Below are 15,321 nucleotides of genomic sequence, written 5' to 3'. Positions count from 1 at the left end.
ATTGAATAGGAGGCAACGATGACTTCTGCTGCCACGGCCGACGCCGTAAGCCGGTCGATCGGATTGATGGCCGACGGCACGCTCGACGACCTGCGTGCGGTGATCCATCCGGAGGCGCGCAACCGCGAGGCCGCCCAGGAGCCGCCGGACTGCCGGGGGAGCGGTCCGGAAGCGTTCTGGGCCACCGCGCAGTGGCTGCGCTCGGCGTTCGACGACCTGGCGTTCACCGTCGACACCGTGCTCGTGGACGGTGACCTCGCCGCCACCCACGGCACGATGTCCGGCCGCCACACCGGCGACTTCGTGATCTGGACGCCGGACGGACGGGTCGAGCGCGCGTTCGCCCCGACCGGGCGGCGCTTCGAGGTGCACCACGCGCACTTCGTCCGGATGCGGGACGGGTTGATCGTCGAACACTGGGCGGTCCGCGACGATCAGTCGCAGGCGTTGCAACTCGGCTGGATCCCGCCGTCGCCGGGGTATCTGCTGCGCTGCGCGCGGGCGACCCGGCGGGCGCGGCGGGCCGCGGCGGCGTAGCCGGGCCGCTGTGGCGGCGTCGCTCGCAGGTAGTCTGTCGGCAGTCGGAGGGAGTCGCGTGTCCGTCGAGCCGTTGCCGAACCTGGATCGCACCACCCTGCGAGAGCGGGCCCTCCAAGCCTTGCGATCGGCGATCACGTCAGGTGCGTACCGGCCCGGGGATCACCTGGGCGAGGTGGAGCTCGCCGGCCGTCTCGGAGTGAGCCGCGGGACGGTCCGTGAGGCTCTGCGGCATCTCCAGCAAGAAGGATTGGTGACTGTCAGCCACCGATCCATGCTCCGGGTCAACTCGTTGTCCGAGGACGAGATCCGCGGACTGTTCCGCGTCCGGGCCGCGTTGGAGGGTCTCGCGGTGCGCGAGATCATCGCGCTGCCGGATCGCGCGTCGGCGGTGGCTGCTCTCCGCGTCTCGCTCCGCGCGATCGAGGCGGCCGGCGACTTCTCGGCCCAGGTCGAGGCTGACCTCGGCTTTCATGTTCGGCTGTGTGAACTCACCGGCAATACGATGCTCGTCGAGTCGTGGCGGCATCTCGAGGGCCGGATCCGGGTGACGATCATGAACCGCGATCCGGAAGATGCGCCGGCCATGATGACTCCGGAACGGCATGCGCTCATCGTGGGCGCGATCGAGCGGGGCGATGTGGACGCGGCGATTGCTGTGGTCGAGGACCACATGACCGGCGCTGCCGAGCACTTCACGGCCCCCGAACGCTGACCCGGCGAGCCTCCGCTCTCCGCCGGCGCCGCTGACCGTTCAGCTCGACCCGTCGAGCGGGCCGCCTATTGACAGACCGTGGAAAGGGGTTCATCGTGGCGAGACATTGTTGACTGTTAACAGTCGGCAGAGCACCGCCATCGTGACCGCCCCGACAACGATCAGCGGAGATCACCATGTCCGGACTGGAAACCCCCCGTGCCGCGGTGCACGGCACGCCCGCGCGACGCAGAGTCGCGATCGGTTCCTCGGTCGGCGCGACGATCGAGACGTATGACTTCATCGGCTTCGGCACCGCCGCGGCCCTCTACTTCAACGAGGTCTTCTTCCCCTCGTCCGACCCGTTGTCCGGCACGCTGCTGTCGTTCGCGACTCTCGGGATCGGGTTCGCCGTCCGGCCGCTCGGCGGCATCGTCGGCGGCTACCTGGGCGACCGGATCGGCCGCAAGCCGGTGCTCGTCGGCTCGCTCCTGCTGATGGGAGTCGCCACCGTCCTGATCGGACTTCTCCCCACCTACCAGATGATCGGCATCTGGGCTGCGGTGCTGCTGGTCGCCGTCCGGGTCGTCCAGGGCCTGGCGTTCGGCGCCGAATGGGGCGGCGCGATCCTGATGACGTTCGAACACGCGCCGTGGCGCAAACGCGGCCTCTACACCGGCATCACCCAGGCCGGGTTCCCGCTGGGGCTGCTGCTGGCCAACACCGCGTTCCTGGTCAGCGTCCCCCTCGGTGATCAGTGGGCGTGGCGGGTTCCGTTCCTGCTCAGCGCCGTCCTGATCGTCGTCGGCATCATCATCCGGCTGAAGGTCGAAGAGTCGCCGGAGTTCGAGGAGCTCAAGGCCGAGGGCGACGTCTCGCACAATCCGCTGCTCGAGGTGCTGCGCACCGGGTGGCGCGACATCCTCCGCGCGTTCTGCCTGCGGATCACCGAGACCGCCGGCTACGCGATCTCGGTGACGTTCGTCCTGTCGTACCTATCCAGTGAGGACCTCGCCGATCGATCGCTGACGCTGTTCTCGCTGATGCTCGCCGCCGGGATCGGCATTTTCGCGACGACGGCGTGGGGTGCGCTGACCGACCGGGTCGGGCGTCGTCCGGTGTACCTGTTCGGGACCGCGATCACCGTCGCATGGGGCGTGCCGTTGTTCCTGATGCTCAACACCGGTGCGGCGTTCGCGATCGTACTGGCCTTCGTCATCAGCTACGCGATCTGCCAGAACTGCCTGGCCGGCGTGCAGGGAGCCTGGTTCTCCGAGCTGTTCGCCGCCCGCACCCGCACGACCGGCGCGTCGCTGGCCTACCAGCTCTCGGCCGTCGTTTCCGGATTCACGCCGTTGATCGCCACCGCGTTGTTCGCCGGAGTCGGCTGGATCGGCCCGGCGCTGCTGTTCACCGGGTACGGGCTGCTCGGCCTGTTCGCCGCCGTGCTGACGCCGGAAACCTGGGGCGCGGCCAAGCGCGCCGAGATCGCGGCGCTGGAGCGGGCAGCGGCCGCGCCGGACGTCGTGCGGCCGAACTCTGTGACCAGCGCATGAGCCTTGCCGACCCTGGAGAAACCGCCATGACGACAACGACCATCGAGACGAAGGCGACTCGGATCGCCCAGGCCGCGACCCGCATTCGCCGCAGCGCCTTGCTGATGGGGGAGGTGCAGGGCCAGGGCTACATCGGCCAGGCCCTCGGCGTGGCTGACGTCCTCGCGGTTTTCTACACCCGCGGTGACGGCGAGTTGCGGCTGCGGCCGGACGACCCGCACTGGGACGGCCGCGACCGGTTCCTGCTCTCGATCGGGCACTACGCGATCGCGCTGTACGCCGCGCTCGCCGAGGCGGGCACGATCCCGCCCGAGGAGTTGGAGACCTACGGTGCGGACGAGTCCCGGTTGCCCATGTCCGGCATGGCCTCCTACACACCCGGCATGGAGATCTCCGGTGGCTCACTCGGCCACGGGCTCGGCGTCGCCTGCGGAATGGGCCTGGGCTTGCGGCACCGCGGGAACCCCGCGCGGGTTTTCAACCTGCTCTCCGACGGAGAGCTCGACGAGGGTTCGACCTGGGAGGCCGCGATGGCCTGCGCGCACCACGGCCTGTCCAACGTGACCGCGATCGTCGATGTCAACGGCTTGCAGGCCGACGGCCCGACGACAGGCGTGCTGCGCACCGAACCGGTGACCGCCAAGTGGGAGGCGTTCGGCTGGCACGCGGTCCGGGTCGATGGCAACGACGTGCCAGCGCTGCTCGCCGGGTTGGACGAGATCCGCGCCCACCCCGACGCGCCGTCGGTGCTGATCTGCGACACCCGCATCGGCCATGGCGTGCCGTTCCTGGAGACCCGGGAGAAGGCGCATTTCATGCCGGTCGCCGAACACGAATGGGACGCCGCCCGCCACGCCCTGGAAGGAGACCGCTCGTGAGCGCACCGGTCAAGCGGCTGACCACGTCGGCGATGATCGCCTCGTTCGCCGACGCGGACCAGCGCACGAACTCCGCCCCGTTCGGGCACGCGCTCGCCCGGCTCGCCGACGAGCGTCCGGAGATCGTCGGGCTCTCGGCTGACCTGGCCAAGTACACCGACATGCACGTCTTCCGCGACGCCCACCCCAACCGGTTCTTCCAGATGGGCATGGCCGAGCAGGCCATGCTCGGAGCAGCCGCCGGGCTCGCCGAAGTCGGGCTGGTGCCGTTCGCGTCCACGTACTCGGTGTTCGCCACCCGCCGGGCCTACGACTTCCTCTGCTTGGACATCGCCGAGCCGTACCTCAACGTCAACGTCGTCGGCGCGCTACCCGGCCTGACCACCGGATACGGCCCCAGCCACCAGGCCACCGAGGACCTGGCGATCCTGCGCGCCTGCCCGAACCTGACGATCGTCGACCCCTGCGACTCGGTCGACATCGAGCAGGCGGTCCCAGCGCTCGCCGACCACCCGGGGCCCACGTACCTGCGCCTGCTGCGCGGCAAGGTGCCCACCGTCCTCGACGAGTACGACTACCGCTTCGAACTCGGCCGCGCCGCTTCGCTGCGCGACGGCAACGACGTCGTCTTCATCTCCACCGGGCTGATGACGATGCGCGCCCTGCAGGCCGCGGAGCGTCTGCAGAAAGACCATGTGGACGCCGCGGTGCTGCACGTTCCGACGATCAAACCGCTGGACACCGCCGCGATCCTGAACGCCGTCCGGGGCGATCGGCTCGTAGTGACCTGCGAGAACCACACCCGGATCGGCGGCCTGTCCGAAGCCGTCGCGGCCGCCGTCGCCTACGCCGGCATCGCCACCCGGATCGTGCCCGCCGCACTGCCCGACGAGTTCCTCGCCGCCGGTGCGCTCCCCACCCTGCACGACCGCTACGGCCTGTCCACCGACGCGCTCTGCGCTCGGGTCAAGAAGGAGCTGCAATGACCGTCAGCGACCGCACCGCCGTCGTCACCGGCGCCGCCTCGCGCCGGGGCATCGGCCGGGCCACCGCCCAGGCCCTCGCGTCGGCCGGCTGGAACGTCGCGATCCTCGATCTCGACGAGGCTGCCGCGAAAGCCACCGCCGACGAGATCGCCGCCGAGAGCGGCGTACAGACCTTCGGGCTCGCCTGTGACGTCACCGACGAGGACGCGGTCGCCGCGGCGGTCGACGCACTTGCCGCCGGCGCGCCACCGGTCGGGGCGCTGATCAACAACGCGGGTGTCACCTCGCCGACCCGGTTTCTGGAGGTCGAGGGCGCGGAGTGGGATCGCATCTTCGCGGTCAACGTCCGAGGCGCTTACAACATCACCAGGCGCCTCGCGCCCGGGATGGCCGAGCGGGGCTACGGCCGCATCGTCTTCCTGTCGTCGGTGTCCGCCGAACGCGGCGGGGGAGTGTTCGGGGGTGTCGCCTACTCCGCGGCCAAGGCGGCTCAGCTCGGCTTCGCACGCGCTCTGGCCCGCGAACTCGGGCCGAGCGGTGTGACGGTGAACTGCGTGGCACCCGGTCTGATCGATACCGACATCACCGGCGGGGCCCTGGAGGGCGACCGCAAGGACGCGCTGATCGCCGGCATCCCGGTCGGGCGCAACGGCCGGGTCGCCGACGTCGCGGACCTGATCACCTACCTCTGCCGCGAGGAATCCGGCTACATCACGGGAGCCACGTACGACGTCAACGGCGGCTCGCACATCCATTAGCAGGACCTCAGCGGCCGAGCCGGGCCAGGGCGTCGAGGGTCTCCAGGTCCTCGAACGCCACGAGCTGGACAGGACCATCGCCGCCGATCGCGCACCCGCTCGGCACCGCGCAAGATGCCTCGCCGAGTCGGTAGCTGACCTTACTCAGCGTCCAGTGCCTCGATCAGGTCGAGGTCTCGGACGCAGAAGCCGTGGTGCTCGAACGTCTCGTTGAGCACCGTGCCGAGGCACTGCCGCACCGAGCGGCCCCGGGCGTACGGCGGCCAGACGTCGTCGTCGGGCACCGGCGCTCGCGCCGCGAGCTGCGCAGTGGTGACCTCGTCGAGCCAGGCCTCGAGCTCGGCGGCCTGCGCGTTCCGCACGCTCACGATCTCGTCGAGAGCGGGCTCGAGCGAGAGGTCAAGCCCGTGCGCTCCACGGTAGGGCTCGACGGTCGTCCCGATGCCCATCGGCGTGAACAGCTCCGTCGAGCCCAGACAGCAGCGGCGGAACCACGAGTCGTGGACGAAGACGAGGTGGCGCATCGTCTGCACGGCCGACCACTCGCCGTTCACGCTGCGGCGCTCGATGCCGGGCGTACGGCGGATTCGCTCGATCGTGGCGGCCCAGCCGGCATGGAGCTGACGCGATGCCTCGCGCAGATCGGCAGGGTCCTCGGAGCGGATCAGCGCCCGCACCGGGTGACGCCGGTCGAGCTCCGCCTCGACGTATTCGGTGACCTCGACACCGTTGACCACCAGGTTGGTGATGAGCCCGTCGATCACGGCATCCTGCATGACGACGCCGATCAGGCGTGCCCCGGTCAAATCGCACTCGCGGAACTCCGCACCGTGCAGATCCTCGTCGACGTACCGCTTCATGCTCCGCATATTAGGTCCGAGGACCGACAAGACTGGCTCCCCGGCTTGACCGACGATCTGCTCGACGGACTCAGGGACGCCGCCCGCGACAGCGGCTTGGGGCGTCTCGGTATCTCGAAGCGCGGCATTTTCGGCGTCCGGCGAGACCGCGTCCTCGATGTCGATGACGGTCAGTGGACGCCCGACCGTTGGGGTGGCCGGGCGCTGACGGGAAGTCAGTTCGGGCGGAGGTCGCGCACCACGATGTCCAGTAGAGGTGCCTGGATGCCGGGCGGTCGGTACGCGCCGATGAACCGGCGGTGTCCCGCTGCGGGGTCTCGACCTGGACCTCACCACGATCACCGGCCCTCCGGCCGACGTCTGGACCGCCCTGCTCCGGATCTCCACCCTGTGCGCGGGACTCAGCCTGCTCGTGCCGTTCGCCGTGGTGGTACGCCGCTACCCGCGCGCGACCGGCACCGACCGTGTCCGGATGCGCTGGCTGCTGTGGGCCGCCGTCGTCGACGTCCTCGTCATGCTTTCGTTGTTGGTGTTTCCGCAGGGCTGGACCGACGTCGCGCTGCCGGTCGCGGTCGGCCTGACCGGCGCGGCGGTGGCGGGCATCGCCCGTCCGGGGCTGCTCGACATCGACCGTCTGCTCGGCGGGACGCTGCTCTACGGTGGCTTGGCGATCGCCGTCGTGCTCGTCGACCTCGCCGTCGTCGGAGGCACCACCGCCCTACTCGGCAGGCGTGACGTGGTGCTGCTCGCGCTCACCGTCGTCCTGGTCTTCTACGCTCCGTTGCGGGACCGGCTCTGGCGGGTGATCCGCCGGTTCGCGCTCGGACGCCGCGACGATCCGTACGGTGTCGTCGCAGGGCTCGCCGAGCAGCTCGAGCGCTCCGACGAACCCTAGGAGCAACTGCTCACGGTGGTCCGCACCGTCGCCGAGGCGTTCCGCTCCCCGTACGTCGCGGTCGAGGTCGACCGGTCCGGCGGCGAACGCCTGGTGGCTTCGCACGGCCGTCGGCCGGCGTCCACCCCGGCGTTGCCGATCACGTTCCGGGGCGAGGAGGTCGGGCGGCTGGTGCTGCCGAGCGGCGGCCCGCGGGCCGCATTGTCGCCCCGCGACGAAAAACTGCTGGGGGACGTCGTGCGGCAAGCCGCCGCAGCCTCTCGCGCCGGCTACCTCGCGGCCGAGCTGCAGCGCAGCCGCGAACGGCTGGTCACCGCACGCGAGGAGGAGCGACGCCGGCTACGCCGGGACCTGCACGACGGGCTCGGGCCGAGCCTGGGTGCCGTCGCGCTGCGTATCGACGCCGCCCGGAACCTGGCATCGTCCGCACCGGAAAAAGCGGACGAACTGCTCCGTCAGGCGCGCGACGACGTGACCACCGCCGTCGCCGACGTCCGCCGTCTCGTGCACGACCTGCGGCCGCCCGCGCTGGACGACGTCGGCCTGCTCGGCGCCGTCCGCCAGCAAGCCGAGCGGCTGCGCGGACCGGGACTCACCATCGAGGTCGACGCCGGGTCGACCCTCGAGGGCCTGCCCGCCGCGGTCGAAGTGGCCGCGTACCGGGTCGCGTCCGAGGCGCTCACCAACGTCGTCCGGCACGCTAAGGCGTCCTCGTGCCACGTATCTTTGGCGGTCGACGCGGACGCCTTGGTCGTCGAAATCACCGATAACGGGATCGGAATCCCGGCGGCGACGCCGACCGGGGTCGGGCTAGTTTCGCTGCGTGAGCGCGCCGCGGAGCTCGGCGGCCGGTGCGAGATCCTGTCCCCCGCGAGCGGCGGCACCATTGTTCGTGCCAGGCTGCCGCTCGCCGAGCTGGAGGTGGCCGGTGGCTGAGGAGCCGATCCGGATCGTGGTCGCCGACGATCACCCCGTCTTCCGCGACGGTCTAGCGGTCTTGCTCACCTCGGTGCCAGGCTTGGACGTCGTCGGCGTGGCCGCCACCGGCGTCGAAGCCGTCGAGCTCGCGCTGGAGTTGCAGCCGGACGTCGTCATCATGGACGTGCAGATGCCAACGCTCAACGGCATCGACGCCACCCGCCGGATCGCCGACTTCTTCGCTGCGGGCCCAGCGCCTACGGAGGCGTTTCCCGGGCTCACCGCGCGGGAGCGGGAGATCCTCGAGTTGGTCGCGGCCGGGCGGTCGAACCCGCAGATCGCGGCAGCGCTGTACCTGTCACCGAAGACCGTGCGGAACAACGTGTCGAACATCTTCGCCAAGTTGCACGTGACCGACCGGGCGGAGGCGATCGTGCGGGCACGGGAGGCGGGGCTCGGGCGGTCCTGAGCGCGGAGGTGGTCCCCGGGGTGGCCTGGGAAGAGCAGGTGGACGTGCTCCGGGGGAGGGGGATCCCCGACTTGGGAGTTCGTTCGGGCATTGGGTAAGGTTTCACCAGCGGTCGCCGAGAGGCGGTCCCGCGTCCGGGTGGCGGAATGGCAGACGCGCTAGCTTGAGGTGCTAGTGCCCGCAAGGGCGTGGGGGTTCAAGTCCCCCCTCGGACACAACCCATAAGCACATGGCCTTCGGGCCTGGCTGCGGCCGTGACGGTTCGCCGGCCCGGGTGGTAGGTCAAATCCAAGTTCAGGCTTCGGTAGACCTGTGCCCGGTCGGCCGGGTCGGCATCGATCAGGATTCGGCGGATACCGCCTAGAGCGCTGACCAGCGCTTCTATTTCTTCGGTCGTCATTCGCTGACGTCCCGTCAGTTCGCGGATCTTGGCCTCGGCCTGGACGCGTTCGGCCTGGACCTCGGCTGTCCATTGCTGGATGAGTATCGGATCGGTGCCGGCTTCCAGCGCGGCGCGGTACCGCTGGAGCCGCTGTCCGCAAGACTGGATGGTTTCCTTCGCGGCAGCGAGTGCACTGTCGTCCGTGCTGTCTTGTGCCTCGCTCATTGCGGTGAGCGTCTCGGTTAGCTTGGCCGGCGCGAACGCCTGGGTGAGCCACTCGTCGACCGGGCCTGCGAGGACGTCCTCCCGGAGGTAGACCGCCTTCGGGTGCTCAACGTGATTGGCGGCGGCGTAGTCGGCCGGGTAGCGGCACCGGTAGTGGTTGCGGCCGTTGTTGAAGTTGCCCTGCATCAGCCGGCCGCATAGCCCGCACCGAACTCGGCCGGAGAACAGGTAGTGCCGCTGCATGGTGCGGGTCTTCCGGACGTTCGGCCGGCGGGCTCCCGCGGCGGCGAGTGCCTGAACGCCCTCGAAGTCCTCGGGCGTGACGATCGCGGGATGCGTCGGCTTGGCGGACCAGATCCAGGTGTCCTTGTCGTTCCAGCGCATCTTGGTCTCGTGGCCGAGTGCGACGTCTTCGACGTCGATCAGTACCTCGTCCTTGCGCTGCTTGTTCCAGACCTCCCGACCCGTGTAGCGCGGGTTGAGCAGGATCGCGCGGACGGCGGACTTGCTCCACGCGACGCCCGTTCGGTGGCTGTTGCGCTTCCGGTCGTGGGCTGAGGGGCACGGAATGCCGTCTCGGGTGAGTCCCTGGGCGATCGCGAAGAAGCCCATACCGTCGAGGTACTCCGCGTAGATCCGAGCGACGATCGGCGCGGCGACCGGGTCGAGTTCGAGCACATGGAGCCGCTTGCCGTCCGCGGCCTTAGCGGGGTTGGGGTGCGGGCCGGCGTCACCGAGTCGGTAGCCGTACGGCGGGCGCCCACCGAGGTACCGGCCCTCGGTCGCTGCCTGCGCGGCCATCGTCGAGCGGACGCGAATCTTGATCCGGTTGCGCTCGCCCTTGCTCATGCCCCCGTAAATCTGCATGACGAGATCGTGAGCGTCTGAGCCCGGGTCGATTGCGCCACCGACCTCGGGCACCCATAGCTCGACGCCGTAGTGGACGAAGAGCGGGAACGTCAGGCCGAACTGGTTGCCGTAGAACGCGCGTTGCGGTTCGCCGATGACGACGGCCTCGAATCCGCGGTCCGGATCGCGGAGGGCGGTGAGCAGCGCGGCGGCCTGTGGGCGTCGAGACCACGGGAGCGACCGCGACATGCCGATGTCGAAGAACTCGGCCACGATCTCGCCACCGACCGGAGCGATCAGCGCCTCGGAGCGGGAGCGTTGCCAGAGTCGGGACGCTTCGGGGTCCTGCTGGTCTTCGGTCGAGACGCGGCCGGCGAATGCGAACCTCACGCGGACTCCTCGGGTCGGCTACGCCGTGCGGCGGCTGAGCGGATGAGGCGAAGGAGTGCTGCGGCGGCCCGGGGCGACAGCACCGGAGGCTGATCGGGCATCGTCACCCGGATCAGGTTCTCGGTTGACTCCTCGGCAGGGTAACGCGACGGGTCGAGGTGGCGCGTGTTCTTTGGCGTCGTGGGTCTCCCTTCACTCGGTGACGGTGGGTGCTCGTCCACGTGGACGTCCACGGAGCGCGCGTGTCCCTACGCGCGCAGGCGCGCGAGGCCGTGGACGTCCACGTGGTCGCGGACGGTTAGTGATGGACGGAGCGTGCGCGCCAGCGTCCGCGTGTGACTTGGTAGGCGCGGCCGGCGTTGGCGTGCTCATGGAGTCGGGCGTAGACCCAGGAGCGGCCAAGCCCGGTCACGGCCATCAGATCGGGCAGTCCGAGCCCGTCGGCCGGCGCGGTGAGTAACGCGCCCCAGAGAGCCTGTGCTGGGTCGCCCGAGGCCTCATCAACGATCTCGGCGTCGACGACTTCCGCGGTGCGCTCGCGCCCGTTGGGGTGGCTGCGGAGCGCCTGCGCCGAGTGCGCGTCGAGCGCCGGACGGATCGCCGTATGACGGGCAGCGGTTCGCGTCACTGCGGCGTCGTCGACGAGGTAAGCGCGCGCTCGGTGCGGGACGTCGAGGCCTGGTGCTGAGAGCAGGAACTTGCCTGCGGCGTCGAGCGCGTGAGCATTCCATCCGGCGGCGAGCATCCCTTGCCCGAGCACCAAGTCGACGTCCCGACGCTCCCGGACGCGGAGGCAGATACGAACGTCCATCTGCGAGCGGACAGCGCCGTTGCCCATTGCGTCCTGGGTCGGCCGCTGGGTCGCGGCGAGCAGCGTCACCGCGGGCGCTCGTCCTCGCCGGGCGAGCGAGTCGGCGTAGCGGAGCGCCTTGTCGTCGAGTTCGGCGTACTCGTCGACGACGATCACCAACGCTGGCCGATCTGCTGATGGTTCCCAGACGCGTGCTCCGCGCTGGGCGAGTTCGGCGGCCCGTGCGTCGAGGACGCGGACGGCATCGGCGAGCAGCTCGGCGGCATCCCGTGGAGTGGTGGCGAGCCGGTCAAGGCAGCGCGCCCACGGTTGTAGCTCCATGCCGCCCTTGAGGTCGATGCCCCAGAGCACGACGTCTCGACAGCCCGTGAGGATCGCGAGGACGACGTTCAGAACTCCGCTCTTGCCGGAGCCGGCCACACCACCGATGAGGCCATGCCGACGCAGCAGCGAGACGCGCACCGGGCCGGCGTCCTCGTAGATGCCGAGTTCGGCGGGCTCATTGATGCTGCGCGCCGTGCCCCCGGGCCAGGGCAGCGGCTCGGCATGCGGATCGCGGTTGAGAACGCGCAGCAGCACGTGATCGGCGCGGTGTGGGTCGGCCTCGATCCGGAGCGCACCCGGCCGAGTGCCGAGCCCGGATTCGAGCGCTGGTAGGCGGTTGAGCGCATCAGCAACGGTCTGCCCCTTGCGAAGCGCGATGCGGGCTCGCCACCCCCACGCATCGACAAGCGCTGACATCACCCGTGAACCGGCGAGCCCGACCTGTTCGCCGACCTCTGGCCACGCCTCCAGAGTCCGCTCGACCTGGACCCGAGCGCGGCGCCGTCGGTGCCACCACCACGGAACCCCGGCCACGACTGTGCCGATTCCGAGAACTTTGGGCAGCGGTCCGGCGCCCGGTCCGTAGACGGTCGCGAGTACCACCCAGGTACCGGTGGCGAATATGATGCCGGCCGCGTAGGCGCGCTCGATCAGTCGCGGCAGCCAACGCCGACCGAGCGAGGCGACGGATGCCGTACCGAGGACCGTGGCGACGATAAGGCCGGGCCACCAACCCGGGTGCCTCGTATGCAGGAAGAGCGCGACGAGTCCGGCCGTAGCGGCGAGTGCGAGGGGTGCGAGTTCGGATCGGTACCAGAAGAGGAGCCGTCCGGCGGCGGCGAGTCCGGCGCCTGGGTACGGCTCGCCGATGAGGACGACCGGTGCGGTCCGGGTGCCATATCGGCGGCGGAGTTGCCGACGAGCGCGGCGGTAGTCGCGGCGCCTCATCGTGCGTCCGAGTACGGGGGCAGGCTCGGGTTCGCCGAGAGTTCGTCGCGCAGGTAGTACAGCGGGTCCGGTTCGCCGTCCCGGTCCGCGGCCAACGTCGAGCGGGCGGCAGCAAGTAGGAAGGCATAGCGCAGGCGGGTCTCGGTCAGTGCGGCGCGGAGGCGCGTGTTCTCGTCGGGCTCAGGCGTCATCGTTCTCCTCTCGTTCGGGGACATGGACTGTCGGTACCGGGTCGGACTCGGTGGGTCCGGCGGGGAGTTCGGCGAGCTGGCGGCGGAGTTCGGTGGCTCGGCGTCCGCCGATGTGCAGCGCTGCGCGGAGCGCATCGCGGGTGATCGGCCGGCCGTCGTGCTCTACGCGGTACCGCCGGTCCGCGAGTTGAGCGGCAGCGAGCAGATCGTCGTTCGACCGGGGCCGCTCGGGAGTCCGGCGGACCGGCCAGCCGGGCTCGACGGGATTCGGTAGGGCGGACGGATCGGCTCCGTTCGAACCGTCGATGCGGGCCAGTTCGTCAGAGGCCGACTCGTTGGAGACCGGACCCGTACTCATGGGTTCGGATGGGGGCCGCGATCGGAGTGCATGCAGGTGGGAGGTAAGGCCGAGCACGGCGGCCGGGATGGCACCGACCACAACGACGACCGGCCAAGTGATCTCAAGGAGTCCGGTCTCGGCCGCGTGGTAGACGGCGTTGCCAGCGATGCTGACCGTGATCGCACCGAGTGCGTTCGCTCGGGCGAACCGGCGGGCTTCCGTCGAGCGCGTCGAGGCGGCAAGCCAGACCCGGGCGGACGTGGTGGCGTAGGCGTCAACCGTGAGTGGCAACAGCCAGGCCAACTCAGGCGCCCATCCTGAAGCGTCGGCCAGGCCGCGGAGTCCGGAGAAGCTCGCCACCGCGGCGGATGCGGCCGAGACGACCATGCCGCCCATCACCCACCAGTCCCGTCGCGTCGTACCCGACGCCTTCGGGTCCGTGCTCAGGACAGGAACCGGAGGACGGCGGCGACGGCTTCGCGGACGAACGGCGCGGCGGCCGAGGTCGCGAGGTAGAAGCCGAACAGGGTGCAGAGGATCGCGTGCCAGACGCGCAGGCCGGCGTAGCGGATGAGGAAGACGACGAGTGCGCCGAGGACGAGGACGGCGGAGAGAGTCAGAACCAACAGAAGGACCTCCTTTGCGAGTCGGGTGGGTCAGGCTTCGTCGGCGTCGAGCCGGCGGGGCTTTCGGCCGGCCCGACGGCGGAGCCAGCGGGTGCGGCCGAGGCACTTGCGGCATTGCTCACGGCACGGTTCGGCCGGGCGCCCGCAAGGGCAGAGCGGACGGATCGGGAGTCCTAATTCGAGGGAGTTCACGGCTGCTTCCTTTCGAAGGAGCTGCCGAGAGAAAGCGAACATGTCTACGCATGTGCAAGAACTCGATCTGCCAGGAGCAGCGCGCATTCTCTGCGCCTATTTCCTGGGGCTGATCGCGTCCGTTCCTCTCGGCTGGACGTGAACGAGAATCCGCCAAAGGAGGGGGACGACTTCACCACGTGACTAGACGTGTGCAAGACGTCTCGCTAGCGTGAGCGCGTCCAGCGACGTCTAGGGACGAGTTCCGGGGGCAATGGCAAACGAGCGGCTGCGGGCAGCACTGTTAGAGCAGGGACTGACCCCCGACAGCGTCGCTGCGGCGGCCGGCGTCGATCCGAAGACCGCGGAACGCTGGGTCACCCAAGCGCGCATCCCCTACCGGCGACACCGGTACCTCGTCGCGGCGCTGCTCAAGCTCGACGAGAACTACCTGTGGCCGGACGCCCTCACCCCCGAGCAGGCCGCGGACGCGTCGGAGAGCGAGATCGTCACGGTCTACCCGCATCGCTGGGCCGTGCCGCGTGACTCGTGGGGCAGGCTCTTCCGCACGGCCGAAAGCGAGATCAGCGTGCTGGTCTACGCAGGCACATTCCTCGCCGACGACAACGGCATGGTGCGACTGTTCGCCGATAAGGCCGACGCAGGCGTCCGAGTCCGCCTCCTGCTCGGCGACCCGGACAGCCCGCACGTCGCACAGCGCGGCGCCGATGAGGGCATCGACGACGGCATGTCAGCCCGAATCCGTACCGCGCTGGCGCTCTACCGGCCGCTACGCAGCCGCGACAACGTCGAGATCGGGTTGCACGACACGACGCTCTACAACTCGATCTACCGGGCCGACGACGAGCTCTACGTCAACACCCACATCTACGGCTCACCCGCCGGGAACGCGCCGGTGCTCCACCTGCGCAAGGTCGCAGGGGGCAGCATGGTCACCACGTACTTGGAGAGCTTCGAACGCGTCTGGGCCGAGTCCCGTCGCGTCGAGTAGCCGAGCAGAGAGGCGGCCCGCGTGGGCGCACGGATTGACTACTACGACGACCCGGACGCGCCGGCCGCGAACAGCGTGGTGCCCTCGGCGAACGTTGTGGTCACCAACGACGCGGGCGAAATCCTCATGATCCTCCGCACGGACAACGGCAACTGGGCCGTGCCGGGTGGCGGCATGGACCCCGGCGAATCACTGCCCGCGTGCGGCGTCCGCGAGACGAAGGAAGAGACCGGCGTCGACTGCGAGATCACCGGCCTCGTCGGCATCTACACGGACCCGAAGCACCTCATCCACTACACGAGCAATGACGAGGTGCGGCAGGAGTTCTCCGTCGTCTTTACCGCTCGCTATGTCGGAGGCGAGCCGACGACGAGCAGCGAGTCCCGCGAGGTGCACTGGGTCAAGCCGAGCGATGTCGACGGCCTGACGATGGACCGGTCAATGCGGCTGCGCATTGGTCACTACCTCGAACAACGTCCGACGCCGTACCTCGGCTAGCGG

General features: G+C 69.7%; 17 protein-coding genes and 1 tRNA gene. 12 read left to right on the top strand and 6 right to left on the bottom strand.

Annotated features, from left to right (window positions below; all coding sequences use genetic code 11):
- The first annotated feature begins 18 nt into the window (after nucleotides 1–18).
- The 6 genes from BUB75_RS37420 to BUB75_RS37395 all read left to right on the top strand — a co-directional run bounded on the left by BUB75_RS37420 (nucleotide 19) and on the right by BUB75_RS37395 (nucleotide 5,409).
- The gene (locus BUB75_RS37420) at nucleotides 19–537 is read left to right on the top strand and encodes an ester cyclase (RefSeq protein ID WP_073264363.1); all 519 of its coding nucleotides are present in this window, start codon (nucleotides 19–21) and stop codon (nucleotides 535–537) included.
- 58 nt (nucleotides 538–595) lie between these two features.
- Nucleotides 596–1,252: a GntR family transcriptional regulator gene (locus BUB75_RS37415; protein WP_073264361.1), complete on the top strand. Its 657-nt coding sequence runs from the start codon at nucleotides 596–598 to the stop codon at nucleotides 1,250–1,252.
- A gap of 176 nt (nucleotides 1,253–1,428) precedes the next feature.
- Nucleotides 1,429–2,787, top strand: coding sequence for an MFS transporter (locus BUB75_RS37410; protein ID WP_073264359.1), 1,359 nt, complete (start codon nucleotides 1,429–1,431; stop codon nucleotides 2,785–2,787).
- A gap of 26 nt (nucleotides 2,788–2,813) precedes the next feature.
- Nucleotides 2,814–3,665: a transketolase gene (locus BUB75_RS37405; RefSeq protein WP_073264357.1), complete on the top strand. Its 852-nt coding sequence runs from the start codon at nucleotides 2,814–2,816 to the stop codon at nucleotides 3,663–3,665.
- Nucleotides 3,623–4,651: a transketolase C-terminal domain-containing protein gene (locus BUB75_RS37400; RefSeq protein ID WP_073264355.1), complete on the top strand. Its 1,029-nt coding sequence runs from the start codon at nucleotides 3,623–3,625 to the stop codon at nucleotides 4,649–4,651. The genes BUB75_RS37405 and BUB75_RS37400 overlap by 43 nt, the downstream gene beginning before the upstream one ends.
- Entirely contained in the window at nucleotides 4,648–5,409 is a 762-nt protein-coding gene (locus BUB75_RS37395) for an SDR family NAD(P)-dependent oxidoreductase (RefSeq protein ID WP_073264353.1), read from the top strand. The genes BUB75_RS37400 and BUB75_RS37395 overlap by 4 nt, the downstream gene beginning before the upstream one ends.
- 140 nt (nucleotides 5,410–5,549) lie before the next feature.
- Here the strand turns inward: BUB75_RS37395 and BUB75_RS37390 are convergent, their stop codons facing one another.
- The gene (locus BUB75_RS37390) at nucleotides 5,550–6,269 is read right to left on the bottom strand and encodes a DinB family protein (protein ID WP_073264529.1); all 720 of its coding nucleotides are present in this window, start codon (nucleotides 6,267–6,269) and stop codon (nucleotides 5,550–5,552) included.
- Between the two features lie 412 nt (nucleotides 6,270–6,681).
- Here BUB75_RS37390 and BUB75_RS37385 point away from each other — a divergent pair, with 412 nt between their 5' ends.
- The 4 genes from BUB75_RS37385 (at nucleotide 6,682) to BUB75_RS37370 (ending at nucleotide 8,766) form a co-directional block, all read left to right on the top strand.
- Complete coding sequence (locus BUB75_RS37385) at nucleotides 6,682–7,164, top strand: hypothetical protein (RefSeq protein ID WP_073264351.1); 483 nt, start codon at nucleotides 6,682–6,684, stop codon at nucleotides 7,162–7,164.
- 15 nt (nucleotides 7,165–7,179) lie between these two features.
- Nucleotides 7,180–8,100, top strand: coding sequence for a sensor histidine kinase (locus tag BUB75_RS37380; RefSeq protein WP_073264349.1), 921 nt, complete (start codon nucleotides 7,180–7,182; stop codon nucleotides 8,098–8,100).
- The gene (locus tag BUB75_RS37375; RefSeq protein ID WP_073264347.1) at nucleotides 8,093–8,551 is read left to right on the top strand and encodes a response regulator transcription factor; all 459 of its coding nucleotides are present in this window, start codon (nucleotides 8,093–8,095) and stop codon (nucleotides 8,549–8,551) included. Before BUB75_RS37380 ends, BUB75_RS37375 begins: the two co-directional genes overlap by 8 nt.
- A 132-nt stretch (nucleotides 8,552–8,683) precedes the next feature.
- Nucleotides 8,684–8,766 (top strand) — tRNA-Leu (locus BUB75_RS37370).
- On the opposite strand, the gene BUB75_RS37365 is transcribed toward BUB75_RS37370, so the two are convergent.
- The 5 genes from BUB75_RS37365 to BUB75_RS37345 form a co-directional block, all read right to left on the bottom strand.
- Nucleotides 8,748–10,397: a recombinase family protein gene (locus tag BUB75_RS37365; RefSeq protein ID WP_073264345.1), complete on the bottom strand. Its 1,650-nt coding sequence runs from the start codon at nucleotides 10,395–10,397 to the stop codon at nucleotides 8,748–8,750. The genes BUB75_RS37370 and BUB75_RS37365 overlap by 19 nt on opposite strands.
- 298 nt (nucleotides 10,398–10,695) lie before the next feature.
- Nucleotides 10,696–12,480, bottom strand: coding sequence for an FtsK/SpoIIIE domain-containing protein (locus BUB75_RS37360; protein ID WP_073264343.1), 1,785 nt, complete (start codon nucleotides 12,478–12,480; stop codon nucleotides 10,696–10,698).
- On the bottom strand, nucleotides 12,477–12,671 hold the full coding sequence (locus BUB75_RS37355) for a hypothetical protein (RefSeq protein ID WP_073264341.1): 195 nt from the start codon (nucleotides 12,669–12,671) through the stop codon (nucleotides 12,477–12,479). Before BUB75_RS37355 ends, BUB75_RS37360 begins: the two co-directional genes overlap by 4 nt.
- Complete coding sequence (locus BUB75_RS37350; protein WP_073264339.1) at nucleotides 12,661–13,407, bottom strand: DUF2637 domain-containing protein; 747 nt, start codon at nucleotides 13,405–13,407, stop codon at nucleotides 12,661–12,663. Before BUB75_RS37350 ends, BUB75_RS37355 begins: the two co-directional genes overlap by 11 nt.
- A 47-nt stretch (nucleotides 13,408–13,454) precedes the next feature.
- Nucleotides 13,455–13,637: a hypothetical protein gene (locus BUB75_RS37345; protein ID WP_073264337.1), complete on the bottom strand. Its 183-nt coding sequence runs from the start codon at nucleotides 13,635–13,637 to the stop codon at nucleotides 13,455–13,457.
- Between the two features lie 445 nt (nucleotides 13,638–14,082).
- Between BUB75_RS37345 and BUB75_RS37340 the strand changes: the two genes are divergently transcribed.
- Both BUB75_RS37340 and BUB75_RS37335 read left to right on the top strand, forming a co-directional pair.
- Entirely contained in the window at nucleotides 14,083–14,820 is a 738-nt protein-coding gene (locus BUB75_RS37340; protein ID WP_073264335.1) for a DUF5919 domain-containing protein, read from the top strand.
- A 21-nt stretch (nucleotides 14,821–14,841) separates the two neighbouring features.
- The gene (locus BUB75_RS37335) at nucleotides 14,842–15,318 is read left to right on the top strand and encodes an NUDIX hydrolase (protein ID WP_073264333.1); all 477 of its coding nucleotides are present in this window, start codon (nucleotides 14,842–14,844) and stop codon (nucleotides 15,316–15,318) included.
- The last annotated feature ends 3 nt before the right edge of the window (nucleotides 15,319–15,321 follow it).

The sequence above is a fragment of the Cryptosporangium aurantiacum genome, from assembly GCF_900143005.1.
Lineage (GTDB): Bacteria > Actinomycetota > Actinomycetes > Mycobacteriales > Cryptosporangiaceae > Cryptosporangium > Cryptosporangium aurantiacum.
Note: the sequence above shows the minus strand (reverse complement) of the source record. Positions and strands in the feature narration are given on the sequence as shown.